This window comes from Collinsella sp. An7 (genome assembly GCF_002159335.1).
In the GTDB taxonomy this organism is placed as follows: Bacteria; Actinomycetota; Coriobacteriia; order Coriobacteriales; family Coriobacteriaceae; genus Coprousia.
This window is the reverse complement of record NZ_NFHP01000004.1, coordinates 209,490-226,671: the sequence shown is the minus strand read 5'-3', so window position 1 is coordinate 226,671 and position 17,182 is coordinate 209,490. Positions and strand designations below refer to the sequence as shown.

13 protein-coding genes and 2 tRNA genes are annotated in these 17,182 nt (G+C 63.1%); 3 read left to right on the top strand and 12 right to left on the bottom strand.

The genetic code is table 11. The features are described from left to right. Nucleotides 1-133 precede the first annotated feature (133 nt). From B5G20_RS06480 to ugpC, 4 genes are read right to left on the bottom strand one after another with little or no spacing between them, the layout of a single operon-like run. Nucleotides 134-982, bottom strand: coding sequence for a carbohydrate ABC transporter permease (locus B5G20_RS06480; protein ID WP_087355980.1), 849 nt, complete (start codon nucleotides 980-982; stop codon nucleotides 134-136). Beyond that, nucleotides 982-1,857, bottom strand: coding sequence for a sugar ABC transporter permease (locus B5G20_RS06475; protein WP_087355978.1), 876 nt, complete (start codon nucleotides 1,855-1,857; stop codon nucleotides 982-984). Before B5G20_RS06475 ends, B5G20_RS06480 begins: the two co-directional genes overlap by 1 nt. Before the next feature lie 12 nt (nucleotides 1,858-1,869). Then, on the bottom strand, nucleotides 1,870-3,186 hold the full coding sequence (locus B5G20_RS06470) for an extracellular solute-binding protein (RefSeq protein WP_087355976.1): 1,317 nt from the start codon (nucleotides 3,184-3,186) through the stop codon (nucleotides 1,870-1,872). A gap of 19 nt (nucleotides 3,187-3,205) precedes the next feature. Next, a complete protein-coding gene (ugpC, locus tag B5G20_RS06465; protein WP_087355974.1) occupies nucleotides 3,206-4,315 on the bottom strand; it encodes a sn-glycerol-3-phosphate ABC transporter ATP-binding protein UgpC in 1,110 nt (369 codons plus the stop codon). A 408-nt stretch (nucleotides 4,316-4,723) separates the two neighbouring features. Between ugpC and B5G20_RS06460 the strand changes: the two genes are divergently transcribed. Beyond that, a complete protein-coding gene (locus B5G20_RS06460) occupies nucleotides 4,724-5,611 on the top strand; it encodes an AraC family transcriptional regulator (RefSeq protein WP_087355972.1) in 888 nt (295 codons plus the stop codon). A gap of 592 nt (nucleotides 5,612-6,203) precedes the next feature. Here B5G20_RS06460 and B5G20_RS06455 read toward each other — a convergent pair. The 3 genes from B5G20_RS06455 to gdhA form a co-directional block, all read right to left on the bottom strand. Further along, nucleotides 6,204-8,450, bottom strand: coding sequence for an amylosucrase (locus B5G20_RS06455; protein WP_239286906.1), 2,247 nt, complete (start codon nucleotides 8,448-8,450; stop codon nucleotides 6,204-6,206). Nucleotides 8,451-9,220: 770 nt separating this feature from the next. After that, a complete protein-coding gene (locus B5G20_RS06450; RefSeq protein WP_087355970.1) occupies nucleotides 9,221-9,481 on the bottom strand; it encodes a hypothetical protein in 261 nt (86 codons plus the stop codon). Nucleotides 9,482-9,704: 223 nt separating this feature from the next. Then, nucleotides 9,705-11,060: an NADP-specific glutamate dehydrogenase gene (gene gdhA / locus B5G20_RS06445; RefSeq protein ID WP_087355968.1), complete on the bottom strand. Its 1,356-nt coding sequence runs from the start codon at nucleotides 11,058-11,060 to the stop codon at nucleotides 9,705-9,707. A gap of 350 nt (nucleotides 11,061-11,410) precedes the next feature. Between gdhA and B5G20_RS06440 the strand changes: the two genes are divergently transcribed. Further along, entirely contained in the window at nucleotides 11,411-12,886 is a 1,476-nt protein-coding gene (locus B5G20_RS06440; protein WP_255376991.1) for an aldehyde dehydrogenase, read from the top strand. Nucleotides 12,887-13,021: 135 nt separating this feature from the next. On the opposite strand, the gene B5G20_RS06435 is transcribed toward B5G20_RS06440, so the two are convergent. The 5 genes from B5G20_RS06435 to B5G20_RS06415 all read right to left on the bottom strand — a co-directional run bounded on the left by B5G20_RS06435 (nucleotide 13,022) and on the right by B5G20_RS06415 (nucleotide 16,131). Then, nucleotides 13,022-13,738, bottom strand: coding sequence for a hypothetical protein (locus B5G20_RS06435; RefSeq protein WP_087355966.1), 717 nt, complete (start codon nucleotides 13,736-13,738; stop codon nucleotides 13,022-13,024). Nucleotides 13,739-13,972: 234 nt separating this feature from the next. After that, nucleotides 13,973-14,046, bottom strand: a tRNA-Gly gene (locus tag B5G20_RS06430). Between the two features lie 3 nt (nucleotides 14,047-14,049). Further along, nucleotides 14,050-14,126, bottom strand: a tRNA-Pro gene (locus tag B5G20_RS06425). Between the two features lie 76 nt (nucleotides 14,127-14,202). Next, the gene (locus tag B5G20_RS06420; protein ID WP_087355965.1) at nucleotides 14,203-14,781 is read right to left on the bottom strand and encodes a sugar O-acetyltransferase; all 579 of its coding nucleotides are present in this window, start codon (nucleotides 14,779-14,781) and stop codon (nucleotides 14,203-14,205) included. A 138-nt stretch (nucleotides 14,782-14,919) separates the two neighbouring features. Beyond that, nucleotides 14,920-16,131, bottom strand: a complete 1,212-nt coding sequence (locus B5G20_RS06415; RefSeq protein WP_087355964.1) for an MFS transporter — start codon at nucleotides 16,129-16,131, stop codon at nucleotides 14,920-14,922. A 276-nt stretch (nucleotides 16,132-16,407) separates the two neighbouring features. Here B5G20_RS06415 and B5G20_RS06410 point away from each other — a divergent pair, with 276 nt between their 5' ends. Further along, complete coding sequence (locus tag B5G20_RS06410; RefSeq protein WP_158094410.1) at nucleotides 16,408-17,148, top strand: YdcF family protein; 741 nt, start codon at nucleotides 16,408-16,410, stop codon at nucleotides 17,146-17,148. Nucleotides 17,149-17,182 lie beyond the last annotated feature (34 nt).

Here is a 17,182-nt window from a genome sequence, read left to right as displayed (position 1 = left end):
GGCCGGCGCGGCGCGTCCTAGGCCAAGCGCCAATATGGCGCGCAAGCTGCGAGAAAGGGCGCTCACCCCACCTCGCAGCCTTGCATTATAGGCACAACCGGCCCGGGTTCTCATCAGCTCGCAAGCTGCACGGTTACTTCACAGCACCGTTGGTCACGCCGTTGATGATCTGCTTCTGGGCAAAGATGTAGAAGATGATCATCGGCAGCATCGCCAAGAGGTACGAGGCGAAGGCCAGCGGGTAGTCGGTACCAAACGCCGTCTGGAAGCTCATCTGCGCAAGCGGCAGGGTGTAGACGCCCGAGCCGCCCATGATGACGAGCGGGGTCATGACGTCGTTCCAGACCGCGAGGCCCGTCAGGATCGCCACGGTGGCGTGCATGGGCTTCATGATCGGGAAGATCACCTTCCAGAACGTCGTCCAGGTTGAGGCGCCGTCCACGCGCGCCGCCTCCTCGAGCGCAACGGGGATGTTGCGCAGGTAGCCGGTGTAGAGCATCACGTTCATCGGCATGTAGAACACAACATAGAGAATCATGACGCCGACCATGTTGTCGAGGTGCATGATGGCCGTTTGCTTAACGAGGGGCATCATGAGGATCGCGAAGGGCACGTACATGCCGGCGATGATAAAGAGATAGCTCCACTTAAAGGCCCTGCGGTCCATGTTGCGCCCGATGGCGTACGCCGCGAGCGAATGCACGAGGATCGAAACCACCACGGCCACGACCGTGATGATGAGCGAGTTCATGAAGGAGCTGAAGAACTGCGTCTCCTCCATGGCCTCGGCGAAGTTCGCGAAGTCCCAATGCTCGGGCAGGGTGAAGATCTCGAGACCGGTGGGCATGGAGGTGGAGACGGCGATGCGCACCGTCATATAGAGCGGAAACACCACGACAATGAGCGCCACGAGGATAAGTGCCACGGTTACGGGCCAGTTGACGCGCTCACGAATCTTGGCCCCAAATGCGTCTTTAGCCATTAGAGCTGCTCCTCTCTGCTGCTCAGGAAGTTGGTCTGCACGATCGAGATGACCGCGATCAGCAGGAAGAAGATCACGGCGTTCGCGCACTGGAAGCCAAACTGGCCGCCCGACAGGCCGTTGTTGTAGATGAGGTACGAGATGGACTCGGTCGACTGCGACGGGCCGCCGGAGGTCATGGCGATGATCTGGTCAAACACCATGAGCATGTTCTTCATCACGAGCACCATGTTGGTGGTCACGCTCGGCATGATGAGCGGGAAGGTGATGTAGCGGAACTTGTTCCAGCCCGTGGCGCCGTCGAGGCTCGCCGCCTCGTAGACGTCCTCGGGCACCGACGAGAGGCCGGTGATGTAGATGATCGTGGTCTGCGCGCAGCTCTGCCACACAAGCACCACCACGATCGCGATCCACGCGAGCTCGGGCGATGCCAGGATCGACTCGGAGCCGGTGAGCGCCGGGATGATCCAGGTAAAGAGGTAGCTAAAGACGTAGCCGACGACGAGTGCGCCCAGGATCTGCGGCACAAAGTAAAGGCCGCGCAGCGCGCTCTTGAACTTGATCTTGCTCGACAGCGCGATAGCCAGGATGAGCGAGATCACGTTGGTGAGGATCGTGGCGACGACGGCCACCTTAAAGGTGAAGAGATAGGAGTTTCCCACGCGCGCGTCGCTAAAGAGATCAAGGTAGTTCTGAATGCCCACGATGTCAAAGGCACCGTAGCCCTTGGAGTTGGTAAAACTGTAGAACACGCCCGTGATCAGCGGGAACGTGTTGAACGCACAAAACAGGATGAGCACCGGGATAAGAATCGCGTAGAACGTCTTCATGCGGCCGGAGCCGATCTTGCTCTTTGCTCTTGCAAGACTTGCCATGGCATATCCCCCTTACTGCTGGCTCTCGTATTCTTGGACCTTGCGGATGACATCGCGGTTGTAGCGCTGCCAGTCGGTGTCGAATTTCTCGAGGAAGGTGGCGATTGCGGTGTCGTCATCACGGTTGTCGAGGAGCATCGTCTGCAGCTGCGCATCGACGGCCATGGCGCTCTGGTAGGAGTGGTCGAGGTAGTCGAGCACCCGGCCATCGTCCAGGAACTCCTGGATGCCATCAAAGAGCGGGTCGAGCTGGAAATTGCCCTCGAGGCACGGGATGGCGCGCTGGTCGGAGATGTAGGTCTGGAGGTTATCAGGGTCGGAGAGATAGGCGATGACCTCGTAGACCGCGTCCTTGTGCTTGCAGGCGGCCGAGACGCACCACTGCAGGTCGACGCCCGAAACCACGATGCGGTCGGCCGGGTTGTCGGCCGAGGGCATGGCAAACATGCCGACGTTGATGTCGGGGTTGCCAGTGAGGATCTGCGGCACGGCAAAGCTGCCGCAGGGGTACATGGCGCTCTTGCCGTTGGCGAAGCTCGTGCAGGCGTCGTTGTAGCTCGCGGCAAAGGGGCCGGGCTCGCCGGGCAGGCAGGTCTGGCTGTACTGGAGCATCTCGCGCATGCGGCGAGCGGGACCGGCGTAGTAGTCGGCGAACTTGGCCTTGCCGGCGTTTACCTGACGGGCAAGGTCGGAGGGGACCATGTTGACGGCGATGGAGTTCCATGGGGAGAGGATCGTCCAGGTGTCGAGGTAGCCGAGGTAGAACGGCGCCACCTGGCCCTCGTCCTTGATCTCTTTGCAGAGGTCCATGAGCTCATCCCAGGTCTCGGGAATGGGCCATCCCTTCTCGTCGAACATGTCCTTGTTGTAGAGCATGCCGGCGGCGTTGGCCACGTAGGGCACGCCGTAGATGCCCTCCATGGGAATGTAGGTCACGCTCTTGAGGATGTCGGTGTAGGCCGGCTTGACCTCCTCGAGCGCGGGGCAGTCGGACACGTTGGCGAGGATGTCGGAGTCGGTGAAGCTCGCGTAGTCGCCGTCGCCGCCGATGCCGATGACATCGGGGTAGTTCTCGCGCACAAAGCGCGTCTTCATGATGGTCACGGCGTCTGCCGGGCTGTCGATCTTCAGCTTGACGTCGTCGTGCGTCTTGTTAAAGTCCGCCTGGATCTGATCGAAGATCGACTTGGCCTCCTGCTTGTACGAGACGATCTCGACCTCGACCGCGCCGTCTGCGCCCTCGCTTGCGCACCCCGCGAACATGAGCGACGAGAGCGCTGCGGCAGAAAGGCCGAGCATTGAGCGCCGCGTGATGGGTTTGGTGGGCATGTGTTGCGCTCCTCTCGGACTAGTGGACGATGGCGAGCTCGGTGTCCTTGTCAAAGACGTGGAGCTTGTCCATATCGAACGCGACCTTGATGCGGCTGCCGGTGCGCGCCGGGTTGGCGGCAGAGATGTGAGCCGAGATGGCCCCGCCGTCCACGTCGCCGTAGATCATGGCCTCGGAGCCCAAGAGCTCGTAGACCGTAACGGCGGCATCGATCGCCTCGGAGAGATTGCGGCCCTCGGCGTACTCGTTCTCCTCCACCACGTCCTCGGGGCGGATACCGGCAACGACGACCTTGCCCACGTAGGGCTTGAGGGCCTCGGCCTTGGAGTCGGGTACGGTCACGGTGTTACCGCCAAAGTTGAGGACGATCTTGCCCGCGGCCTCGCCCACCGTGGCGTCGATGAAGTTCATCTGGGGGCTGCCGATAAAGCCTGCAACAAAGAGGTTGCACGGCTCAGAGTAGAGCTTAGAGGGCGTGTCGACCTGCTGCATGACGCCGTCCTTCATAACAACGATGCGCGTGCCGAGCGTCATGGCCTCGGTCTGGTCGTGCGTGACGTAGATGATCGTGGCGCCCAGGCGGTCGTGCAGCTTGGAGATCTCGGCGCGCATCTGAACGCGGAGCTTGGCGTCGAGGTTGGAGAGCGGCTCGTCCATGAGGAAGACCTTGGGCTGGCGCGCGATAGCACGGCCCATGGCGACGCGCTGGCGCTGGCCGCCGGAGAGCGCGGAGGGCTTGCGGTCGAGGAGCTTCTCGAGGTCGAGGATGCGCGCGGTCTCGTGCACGATGCGGTCGATCTCGGCGGCGTCGACCTTGCGGAGCTTGAGCGGGAACGCCATGTTGTCGTAGACGGTCATGTGCGGGTAGAGCGCGTAGTTCTGGAAGACCATCGCGATGTCGCGGTCCTTGGGTTCGACGTCGTTGACGACCTTGCCGTCGATCTTGAGGGTGCCCGAGGTGATGTCCTCCAGGCCCGCGATCATGCGCAGCGTGGTGGACTTACCGCAGCCGGACGGGCCGACGAAGATGATGAACTCCTTGTCGGCGATGTCGAGATTGAAATCTTTCACCCCCTCATACCCGTTCGGGTACTTCTTGCCCACGTGTTCGAGCGTAAGACCGGCCATTGATCTTCCCCTTCCATAGCGGGTTTGGCTTTGCAGTGCGACAGGCAAAGCGTATCTGTTCGTGATACTAACACCTACCATTTTGCTGTCTTTGACGGTTGTTTTGGTATATTTATTATCATATTCTGTGGTTACGCAGGTAGTTTATGGTGTTTCAAGACGGTTACATCTGCTGCTTTTTCGCCAAACGGTCGGTTTTGCGGCGGCAGCGGTTTATAACCCCCTGCTCTTGTTTCACCCCTATTATGCTGGCTTTAAGTGTGCTCATGCTATAATGCGAGACATAAACTTGATGCGAAAATCTATATACCATTATGGTTCTTCTATATCAGTAATTTATAGCATTATTTGACCTTTGTTGCATATTGGTATATTCTTGAAGCAGTCAGAAGAACCATGGGAGGAACCATGCGTCCACACGAAATCGAGTTCTCGACCTTTGAGGGCGGCGTCTTCACCGACCTCATGCCCTACCAGTACGGGCGCGAGGTCTGCTCGCCTGGACACGCCTTTGGCCCGGCCCGGCGCAGCCACTACCTCTTTCACTACGTGATCTCCGGCTCGGGGGTCTACACCACCGTCAACAGAAGCGGCGAGCGCACCGACCACCCCATCTCGGCCGGTGAGGGCTTTCTCATCTTCCCCACCGAGATTACCACCTACGTGGCCGACCTCGCCGACCCCTGGGAGTATATCTGGGTCGAGTTTGACGGCACGCAGGTCAAAAGCACGCTCGACCGACTCGGGCTCTCCCCCGCCGCGCCCGTCTACCGCGCACAGGACCCCGAGGCCGCCGCGGACATGCTCGCCGCCATGCGGTCGCTTCTCTCCAAACGGGCCGCGTCGCCCTTTGTGCTCGTGGCCGAGACCTATCGCTTTCTCGACGGCTTTGTTCGCTCGGCCGAACCCTATCGTGCCGCCTCCGCCGGTAAGCTCCACGGCTACTACGTCGACGCCGCGCTCGCCTTTATCGCCGAGCGCTACCGCAGCGATATCGGCGTGGAAGACATCGCACGCCATGTGGGGCTCAACCGCAGCTACTTTGGCAAGATTTTCAAAGAGACCATGGGCGTCTCGCCGCAGCAGTTTTTGATCGGGTACCGCATGGAGAAGGCGGCGGACCTGCTCAAGCTATCGGCGCTCTCGGTGGCCGAGGTCGGCCGGGCCGTAGGCTACCCCAACCAGTTGCATTTCTCGCGCGCGTTCAAGTCCGTCCACGGGGTTTCGCCGCGGGCGTGGCGCCGGGAGCACGCGGGGAACGTGAGCACATCTGCCGACATCACGCCTGTGCGGTAGCCCCGCGCGTTGGTCCCACCGGCCCTCGGGCGTGCCGGGCGGCCTACGGTGACGCGGTTGCGGGGTGAGCGACGCGGCTGTGAGGGTGGTGGATCCCGGCGCCGCCGGGGCCGGCTTTGCCGTCCCCGGCATAAACCCCTCACGAGGCGTATCATGGCTTCGCTTGGTCAAAATCTCGAGAAATCAACGATTTGGCATGCGTGCGTTGCTTTTGCATATAACTTCACCTGCGGTTTTACTGCGTCAGCGTCTCAGTCAACCCCTTCGGCCGTTGTCCTGCTCTCAGGAATCGTTGATTTCTCCGGATTTTGACCATGCGTGCGACTTGCTCGCCGCCACTAGGCAGGAGTTTGCTTCTTTCATGCATTGTTATGCATATTATTGCTAGATTATACATAGTTTTAATCTAATGCATCTACGAGTACTGTGCCGGGATTTATTCACCCCTTGTTCCTTCGGTGAAACGCGGAATATCCCTGCACCTCTGCAATCCAGGTGCATCCAAACCGGGCCGGGGCGAGGTCGGTGTTCGACCTCGCCGCGGCCCGATTTTCAAGATGATCTGTGCTCCAACGAGCACATTGCGGGACTCCTACGCCTCCTTCATCCAGATGAAGTCCCAACCCTGGAGGTCCACCGTCTCGACCCCTTCGGTCACGCCTGTTACGAGGTCGGTGTACTCGCGCACGGCGGGCATCCAGATGGTTCGCGGCTCGTCGCTGAAGTTAAAGACCGCGTGCAGCGTCTCGCCGCCCGCACGGCGCACGATCCAAAGAATGGCTGGATCGCTGTAGTCCACGACCTCAACCTCGGCATCTGCGTTAAAGACCTGCTCCTCGCGGCGAATATCTTCAAGGTCGGAGAGCGACTCAAAGATCCGGTGCGACACGGTCGCGGGGTCGTCAATCTCGTCCACGAGGTTCCAGGGGAACTTGCCGCGGTGAATGTAGCGCGAGTCCTCCGCACGCTCGGGATCGTCCTGGTAGGAGTAGTCGTTTACCTGCCCGACCTCGTCACCGCTGTAGATGATGGGCAGGCCCGACTGCGTGAGCATATAGGCGTGGAGCATGAGGTCCTTCTGGATCGCCCACGCCATCTTCTCGTCGTCGCCCTCAAAGCCCGCGGCCTCCACGCCGCACATCGAGGCCGTGGTGCCGCAGAAGCGCGCGTCGCCCGTCACCGGATCGGCGTTGTAGAGGGAGCCGCGGCTGTCGCTGCCCTCCACGTGCCCGAGGAAGTACTCGTTGAGGTAGCGCTTGTGCGGGACCTCCTCCATGCCCCAACACTTGAGGGTGGGGTAATCGAGCCCCCAGCCGATGTCGTCGTGGCAGCGCAGGTAGTTGAGGAACGTGTAGCTGCGTGGCAGGCTGCAGACCGCGTCCATCTGCCGACGCAGCAGGCGCGTGTCGCGCGTCGCCACCGTGTGCCACGTGGTCGCCATGGTGGTGACGTTGTAGAGCATGTGGCACTCGGGCTTCTCGGGCGTGCCAAAGTACGGAGCGACCTCCTTGGGCTCCATCACGACTTCGCCCAACAGCACGATCCCCGGACAGACGATCTCGCCGATCATGCGCATCATGCGCACGATGGTGTGTACCTGTGGGAGGTTTCGGCAGTTGGTGCCGAGCTGCTTCCAGATGTAGGGCACCGCGTCGATGCGAATGATGTCGAGCCCGCGGTTGGCGAGGTAGAGGAAGTTGTACATCATCTCGTTAAAGACGCGCGGGTTGCGGTAGTTGAGGTCCCATTGGTAGGGATAGAACTGCGTCATGACCGACTGGCCGAGCTCGGGCAGGTAGGTAAAGTGACCCGGCGCCGTGGTGGGAAAGACCTGCGGCACGTCGCGTGTGTACTGCTCGATAACCGCCGGGTTTGCCTCAAAGAAATAGCGGCTCATGTACTCGCCCTCGCCGGCACGAGCGCGGCGCGCCCACTCGTGCTCGTCGGAGGTGTGGTTCATCACAAAGTCCATGCAGAGACTGATGCCCTGCTTGTGGCAGGTCGCAGCAAGATGCGCGAGGTCGTCCATGGTGCCAAGATCGGGGCGGACACGCCGGAAGTCCTTGACCGCGTAACCGCCGTCGGAGCGGCTCTTATCGGCCGGCGTGTCGAGGAAGGGCATGAGGTGGATGTAGTTGACGCTGCAGCGCTTGAGGTAGTCGAGCTTCTCCTCGACGCCCTTGATGGTTCCGGCAAAGTTGTCGATATACATCTGCATACCGAGCATATCTCGGTTGCGGTACCAGGCGCCCTCGGCCTCACGCTCGGCATCGAGGTCGCGTAGCGCCGCGCTGCGCTCGGTGGAGAAGCGCCCCATCTGCTCAACGAGCTCGCCGAACATGTCGGGATTGTCGTATAGCTCCATGTAGAGCCAGCGGAGCTCGTCGTGATGACGGGTAAGACGCTCGGCAAAGTGCGGATCCGGACCGGCCGGGACGGCGGGCTTGGACTTGGACGCCACGGCCGGCTTGGGTGTGGCCGATGCCTTGGCCTTGGGCTTGGGTGCCGCGGCTGACTTGGCTGTGGCCGATGCCTTGGCTGCAGCCGGTTTTGCCGGGGCCGATGCCTTCGGCCCGGGCGCTGCGGCAGCCGGCTTTGCTGCGGCCGACGCTGTGGATGCAGCTGGCGCCTTGGCCGCCGTGCGCCGCTTGGCGGCGGGCTTGGCTGCTGCGGGCTTGGCGGCAGCGGCCTTGCTCGGGCTGACGGACTTTTTCGCGGCCGTCTTTGCCTCGTCACCAGAGGGCGTTGCCTTGCGGCTCTCCGCCTTGGAGTCACTCTGCGTGCGGGTTGCCGGCGCGCTTGTCGTCTTGCGTTTGGATGTTGGGGTATCGGGTTGCATGCGCGCTCCTTTTCGTATCACGTCAGGACGGCCCTGGCTCACCTGCCCGTGCCGCCCTCTCATTGCGTAACCAATGTAAGCGCATGCCTGTCGCAGGTACTACCTTACGCACATCTTCTGCAGATACCCGCTGTCGCATCGTGAGCGCGGCCGTTCTCTCGGTAAACGGTTGCCCCGGCGCGCGGTCGGGCGCCAGGGTCGATCACAAAGCCCCTGCCCTTTTGTACCGATCGTGCGGAATGCCAGCCCTTCCCGGGCGCCCCGGGCATCCACGGACGCACGTCGATCGATGCACCAGCGTTTCCTTACGTGACCATCTGCGGCAACAGCAAGAGAGCCCGACCACCGTTGCCGCAGTTTCGCACCTAAGGGGGTGCCTCGACGGTCTTGCGTGACAAAGTGCGGCAACCGCGGTCCCGCCTCCTCATCGTTGCCGCAGATTGTTACCTAAACCGGTCGAAACGCCGCCTTGCGTGACGAGCCGCGGTTGGAATGGGTCAAACGGAACACATCCCCAACCAATCCTTTGACGATCTGCAGCGCAACAGAAGCGAGCCCGCGCATTGCGCTTCAGATGGTCAATCGTAGCGCGGCGGCGCGCCCCTTGTTTGACGAACCGCAGCAGAACTGAGATGGCGCGCCGAATAGTGCCGCAAATCGTCAATCCAAACGACGCGTCGGCCCGCTTATTTGACAAACTGCAGCAGAATCCAAACGGCAGGACGGGGATGCACCAGAAAACGTCCGCAGTCCCCTTCGGCCAACATCCCCTAACGCATGAACAGCAAGACGATGTTGCTCACCACAGCGAGCACGGGTGCGAGCAGGCACAGAAAAACGCCGACGCCCGAGCAGATCTGGCCGATCGTCGCAGGAAGGTCGCGGCGATAGTCTTCCCGACGAGCGCGACGCCCCATCAAAAAGCCCCACACACCCACCGCGGCGCCCACGATCTGGAGCGGAATAATCGGCACAAACGATACGATCATCGACAGCACGCCAAGCACGATCGACGCGATCTCTTTGGGCATGGTTCCTCCCAACGCGAATGGGGCAATGGCGTTCATTATAGGCCCGCCCGGCGGCAGCGTCCTGGCTCGTACAGCGAATCGCGGGGCGCTCGCCTCTCAGCAGGTCGATGCATCGAGCCGGAATCTAGTAAAAACTCCGATTAAAAGCTTTCGCGCCCGACAAACCGCTCAAAAAGAGGGCCCCGAAGGGCCCCCAAATTCGTCCAAAGCGTCAGACAGGCAGTTAGCACACGCCCTGGGCCATCATAGCGTCGGCAACCTTGAGGAAGCCGGCGATGTTAGCGCCCATGACAAAGTTCCCCTCATGACCGTACGCGCGTGCCGTGTCGTCCACGTTGTGGAACATGCCGCGCATGAGGCTCTCGAGCTTGCCGTCAACCTCCTCAAAGGTCCAAGAGAGGTGCTCGGCGTTCTGGCTCATCTCCAGGCCGGACACGAGCACGCCGCCCGCGTTGGCCGCCTTGCCCGGCATAAAGGCAACGCCGTGCTCCTGGAGGTAGACGGTCGCATCGGGCGTGGTGGGCATGTTGGCGCCCTCGCCCACAACCTTGCAGCCATGGGCCACGAGCGCCTCGGCATCCTCGAGGATGAGCGTGTTCTCGCGAGCGCAGGGCAGCGCGACGTCGCACGGGAGCTGCCACACGCCGCGACCGTCGCCGGGGTGCCAGGTGGCACCGGGGCGCTCGTCGACGTACATCGCCAAGCTCACGCCCTGGTCGTGGCCGGAGCGCTTCTTGTTGTAGATGTGCTCGAGCACCTGGTAGTCGATACCCTCGGGGTCCTCGACCCAGCCCTTGGTGTCGGAGCAGGCGATGGTCGTGCCGCCGAGCTGCGCCACCTTCTGGATCGCGTAGATGGCTACGTTGCCGGAGCCGTGCACGACGACCTTCTTGCCCTCAAAAGAGTCGCCCTGGCTCTTGAGGTACTCGTCAACAAAGTACACAAGGCCGTAGCCCGTGGCCTCGGTGCGGGCAAGCGAGCCGCCAAAAGAAAGGCCCTTACCAGTGAGCACACCCGACCACTCGTCGCGCAGGCGCTTGTACTGACCAAAGAGGTAGCCGATCTCGCGGCCGCCCACGCCGAGGTCGCCGGCGGGGACGTCGGTGTTGGGACCGATGTGGCGCGAAAGCTCGGTCATAAACGACTGGCAGAACGCCATGACCTCGCGGTTGGACTTGCCCTTGGGATCGAAGTCGCTGCCGCCCTTGCCGCCGCCCATGGGGAGCGTCGTGAGTGCGTTCTTAAAAATCTGCTCAAAGCCGAGGAACTTGAGCATGCCGAGGGTGACCGTGGGGTTAAAGCGCAGACCGCCCTTGTAGGGGCCGATCGCGGAGTTGAACTCCACGCGATAACCGCGGTTGACCTGCACCTTGCCGGCATCGTCGACCCACGGCACACGGAACATGATGACGCGCTCGGGCTCCACGAGGCGCTCGAGCAGCGACTGCTCCTCAAACTCCGGGTGCGCCTCCACCGCGGGCTCGATGGTCTCGAGCACCTCGATGGCGGCCTGCAGGAACTCCGGCTGGTCGGCGTAGCGCTCGCGCAGCTCGTCGATGACCCTCTGGGTATAGCTCATAGATACTCCTTCACTCGTTGCTTGCGGCCTCCCCGGGCAGCGCCTGGGTGTCGGCCATCGGCCGTCCGTGCGCCGCAATGCGGTACAAAACCGGCCTAGAGTAGTGTAGCGTCGGCATCTGCACAGTGGGTCAGCTCATAAAACGGAAACGACCGTGCAACAGGATGGAAACGAACGCCCAACGGAAATCTGGAACCACGGGCGGGTGGCGCGCCGCGCACGTCCAGCTTCCCACCACAGGCCATCGCGCAGGTTGACCGACACATTCGCCACGATCTCGGTTGCTCGGTTCCCTGTGTGGCCCGCACCCGTCGGCCGGGCTCCACGCAAGCCAACGATATGCAGTTGACGTGTCGCAGTACCTCGCCCTCCCCGCTGGCTGTATCTACGCCAGATCAGCGGGTACCTACCTAGCGTATCGCCCCAACCCGGGAGGACCCATGACCACCACACCCGCGTCCATCGCCGAGAAGGTCGAGCGCTGCCGCACCTACGCCGCATCCGGAGCGACCATCCCCCTCGCCGCGCGCCGCAGCGCACTCACCGCACTCGACCGCGCCATCCGCGCGCACAAGAGCGACATCGAGGAGGCGCTCCACGCGGACCTCGGTAAAACGCCGACCGAGGGCTACATGTGCGAGGTCGGCCTCACCCTCGCCGAACTCCGTTATCAGCTCCACCACGTTGGCCGCTGGGCTCGCCGCCACCGTGTGCGCACAGACCTCGCAAACCTCCCCGGCCGGAGCTTCACCATCGCCGAGCCGTACGGGGTCGTCCTCATCATGAGCCCGTGGAACTACCCCTTCATGCTCACCATGGAGCCGCTCGTGGGCGCGCTTGCCGCCGGCAACACCTGCGTCGTCAAGCCGAGCGCCTACGCGCCCGCCACCTCCGTGGTCATCCGCCAGATTGTGGAGAGCTGCCTGCCGCCCGAGCTCGTCACCGTTGTGGAGGGCGGCCGCGCCGAGAACACCGAGCTCCTCGACCAGCGTTTTGACTACATCTTCTTTACCGGCAGCGTTGCGGTAGGGCGTCTCGTTATGCAGCGCGCCGCAGAGCACCTCACGCCCGTCACGCTTGAGCTTGGCGGCAAGAGCCCGTGCATCGTCGCCGCCGACGCCGACCTGCGCGTCACCGCGGCGCGCGTGGTCTTTGGCAAGTTTCTCAACTGCGGGCAGACCTGCGTTGCCCCGGACTATGTGCTCGTAGACGAGCGGGTGCACGATGCCTTTCTAAGCGAGGTAGAGCGGCAGATCAACAAGATGTTTGGCGAGCGCCCGCTGGAGAACCCCGCTTGGGGCAAGATCATCAACCGCAAGCACTTCGACCGGCTTCTCGGCCTCATCGACCCGAGCAAGGTCGTCACGGGCGGCGGGTCGTGCTCAGAGACGCTCCAGATCGAGCCCACGGTGATGGACGGCGTCACCGCCGAGGACGCCGTCATGGGCGAGGAGATCTTTGGACCCATCCTGCCCGTCATCACCTACCGTAGCGTCGAGGAGGCGGAGGCACTTATCAAGGCGCGGCCCAAGCCGCTCGCGCTCTACCTCTTTACGCGCGACCGCGCGCTCGAGGACCGGTTACTGCGCTACGTGCCCTTTGGCGGCGGCTGCATAAACGACACCATCGTGCACCTCGCCACGAGCGAGATGGGCTTCGGCGGCGTGGGCGCCTCCGGCATGGGCAGCTACCACGGCAAGAAGAGCTTCGACACATTCAGCCACGAGAAGAGCATCCTCAAGCGCAGCCTGTGGGCGGACCCGCCGATGCGCTACCAGCCCTATGCCCGCTGGAAGGATCGGCTCATCCGCCTCGTGCTGCGCTAGGCGGCCTCCGGCGCCGGACTGCCCGACGCCGGAGACACGCAGCGCAAGGCCCCCGCGGACAGGGCGGTGTTATGGCCACGCCCGGCTCGCGGGGGTAGATGAGCAGGAGAACGACCGCGAATGAAGCAGCTCTTCCTACTCGGTTGCAGCTATAAAGAAAAGCGAAACGTCGATGAAGAGCGGCTTGTCAGGCTCAGGGAGGTCACCGCCCTCCCTAGACGAGGAGATGATGATCATGTACTCGGCCTCCTGACCATTAAACGTCGAGGGTCCGGTGTAGTTGCCGAGCATCCTGTTCTCGTCAAACGGGCTCACATCGGTTGAGGAGCTCGTCATAGGCTCAAGACCGAACGCGTCGATCGCCTGCTGCGCCAGACCTTCCCATTCCGAAGGATCGACCTCGGGGTGGTACATCATGGCATCGACCCCCGTGACGATGGTCGCGGGGTCGAGCGCCTCCAAGGTCTGTTCAGAGTCGCTCGTGAATACCGGATGATCGATGGTCAGCGAGATCTGCAGGTACTCGCTCGCCCCCTCGACAAGCGGCTGGTTGAGCTCGCCGGTCAGGGTGATATAGAAGTAACTGTAGCCGTACTCCTCGCTGCCGTCGTAGTACGCATCCGCCACCTCAAAGGAGAGCAGCTCAAGATCGGAGATGACCTCGGTGACGGGGCGCTCGTAGAATGCACTCTCCGTCCAGTTTTCCATGGCGGGCTCGGAGGTCTCCTCCTCCACCGCCGCGAGCGTGGACCCTTCGGACGGCGTGGAGCCTGCAGACGCGCCCTGGCTGCACCCCGTAAGGAGCACGGCGGACAAGCAGAACACGGACAGAATCGCCGGAACGGCCCTCATACGGATCTCCTTCCTTCCCGTTGCCGTCGTGTCCGGCAACACACAGCCCTATGGTACGGACACGCTCGGTGCGGGAGCGGGAAGATGTCGGCGAATGGCCCGACGATGTAACAACGCACGCGGAATCGGTCACGAACGATGCCGCCGGCTCTGTTCCGCACCCTCCCGGGTTCGACTCCCGGCACGCGGTAGCAAAAAGCCCGACGCCGCGTGGGCACCGGGCTCGTCTCTCAATGGAGCGGGCGACGGGAGTCGAACCCGCCTCATCAGCTTGGAAGGCTGAGGTTCTACCGATGAACTACGCCCGCATATGGTCGGGACGACAGGATTCGAACCTGCGACATCCTGCTCCCAAAGCAGGCGCGCTACCAAACTGCGCCACGTCCCGACGTCCAGAGCCAGTAGTATACGGCCAAACGCCAGCCGGGGCAACGCTTTCACGAGATGCGCGAATGCTGCCGCCGTTACAGCCCGATCCGGTCCTCGTCGGTGATAGCGCGAACCACCCGACACGGCGCGCCCACGGCAAGATGCCCGGCGGGCACGTCGCGCGTGACAATGCTCCCCGCGCCGATCACGCAGCCGCGGCCGATGGTCACACCCGGCATGATCTTGACATCGCCTCCGAGCCAGCAATCGTCCTCGATGGTGATGGGTAATGCCCGCTCCACCCCGAGGTTGCGCTCTTCGGCAACCAGCGGATGCTGAGCGGTGTACGCGCCGAGGTTGGGGCCGATAAAGACGTCGTTGCCAATCGTGATCGGTGCACAATCCATAAGGTAAGCCCCGTGGTTGATAAACGACCGGTTGCCGAGCGACACGTTGTATCCGTAATCGACCTGCAGGGGCGCAAGCACGCTCGCGTGATCTCCCACATGACCAAAGAGCTCCCGCAAGAGCTCGCCTTGGCGGTCGCGGTCGCTCGGCTGCGTCTGGTTGTAAGCAAACGCGAGGTCCGCCGCCCGGCGCCGCGCTTCGCGGAGCTCCCAGTCTGCACCGGGATCGTACCAGGCGCCCTGCTCCATCTTCTCCCGTTCCGTCATGGTGACTCCCCTTCTGTCGCCTATGTCCGCAGCGCTTACCGTGCAGCGCCAACTCGCGGGTGAGCTACTCATCAATCCGCCGAGCGGGCTTCTGTAACACCGCCATCCGTACGGCGCAGCCCGGCAGGCTTGCCGCCCCTATGCCGCGCGCGCCCGGCGGCGGCTCACCACGCGGTTGAGCTTCTCGGCAAAGAGGATCATCACCACCAAGAGAACCGCGAGGTAGAACGGATACAGCTCAGGGCTGATGAGCTGCGCGAGCACGCCAAAGAGCGGCGACATCACCAGCGATCCCACATAGGCGAATGCCATCTGCATGCCGGTGAGCGCGAGCGCCGCGTCGTCGCCGAATCGCGCGGGCGTGGCGTGGATGATCGAGGGGTAGATCGGCGCGCAGCCGAGGCCGGTGAGCACGAGCCCCGCCACGAGCGCACCGTCACCCAGAGGCAGCAACATGCAGGCAACGCCCACCGCAACGAGCACCTGACCCAGACGAATCATGTTGTGGTCGGCCACCTTGATGGAGATAAAGCCGCTCACGCCGCGCCCGATGGTGATTCCGATATAGAAAAGCGACGCCCAGGCGGCCGCCGTCTCGGCCGGGATCCCGCGCGCGAGCGTGCAGTACGTGGCCGCCCACGCGCCGCAGGTGGTCTCGAGCGCGCAATAGCAGAAAAAGCAGACCAGCACGGCGAGCACGCCCGGGCGGCGCAGAAGGTCGCGCCGGCTCACGGCAAGAGCGCCCTCCTCCGTTGCGCCGTCGCCCAACCCATCGCCCGCGCCACGGCCAGCCGGCTTGGGGAGCGTGCGGTCCTTCCACAGCGGCAGCGAGACCGTGAGCACCACGGCAATGAGCACCTGGATGCCGCCGAGCACCATAAAGCCGAGCGACCACGACCCCGCGCCGATGCACTGCGCCATGATGACGGGCCCGCCGCTCGCGCCCACGCCCCACATGCAGTGGAGCCAGCTCATGTGCTGCGACTCGTAATGCACGGCCACAAAGGAATTAAGCGCCGCATCGACCGCGCCCGCACCGAGCCCGTAGGGAATCGCCCACACGCAGAGCTGCCAGAACGCATCGGAGAGGGAGAAGCCCACGAGACCCGCCGCGGTAAGAAAGACGCTCGCGACGGTCACGCGCCCCGTGCCAAAGCGATCGACTACCTTAACCGACATGAGGCTCGACGCGATCGTCCCCGCCGCGATGATCATGGTGACAAGACCGACCCACGACACACCCGCGCCAAATCCGGGCGCCATGGTCGGCCAAGCGGAGCCCAACGCCGAATCGGGCAAGCCGAGGCTGATGAACGCGAGGTAGATAATCGGAAGCAATCCTGCAGGCATGAGCCCTCCCAACGACAACACACGCCCACCACGATACGCGCGACCACTCGTTCGGACAAGTGAGCTGCAGGATCCTGACACTTCTTTTCAAAACGCTGATATGCGGAGGGCGCGGCGGACGCCGGAGGCGGGAACGGCAGTGACGAGCGCCGCAGGGGGCGAGCGCGGACACCGGCACCGGAGCGCAGGCGCGGGATAACCTACCGGCGGCAACCACGCACTTCTATGCAACAATGGACACGCAAAATCAAACGCACCCACCAGCGAGGAGGCTCCATGGCCATCGCGCTCATCGTCTTTGGCGCCGCGTGCGCCCTCTATGGCACAACCATCATGCTCGTAAACTCAGGGAGCTCGTTTTTTCTTGTGTGGTACGTCATCGCCGCGGTGTGTCTCGTCCCCGGCATCGCGAGCCTCCTCGCTCCGGAGAATGCCGCTGTGCGCATGGCGCGCATCGCGGCGAGCGCCATCACGGTGGTGTTTGTGGTCGCAACCGTGGCACTCAGCACCTTTATCATGACGGCGGACCGCACCGAGACGCCCGACGACCTCGACTACCTGCTCGTGCTCGGCGCCCAAGTGCGCGCCGACGGCACGCCGGCCGAGGTCCTCCGTCATCGCCTCGAGACGGCCCGCAACTACCTCGCGGACCATCCCGAGACGAAGGCGATCGCCTGCGGCGGCCAGGGCGACAACGAACCCGTGTCCGAGGCGGACTGCATGGCCGCCTGGCTCGTGGATGCCGGGATAGACTCCGAGCGCATCATCCGGGAGGACCGCTCGACCACCACGGCCGAGAACCTCGCCTTTGCGAGCAAGCTCATCGACCCCGCGCGCGACCGCGTGGGGATTGTCACCAACAACTTCCACGTCTACCGCGCGCTGCAGATTGCCGAGCACCAGGGCCTCGAGCACACTTGGGGCATCCCGGCGTACTCAACGCCGTGGTACCTCCCCAACAACCTGCTGCGGGAGTGCTTCGCGATCCTTAAGAACACGCTGCTCGGCACAATGTAGCCGGCAGTGCGGCTGAGGGCGCCGACGCCCGGTC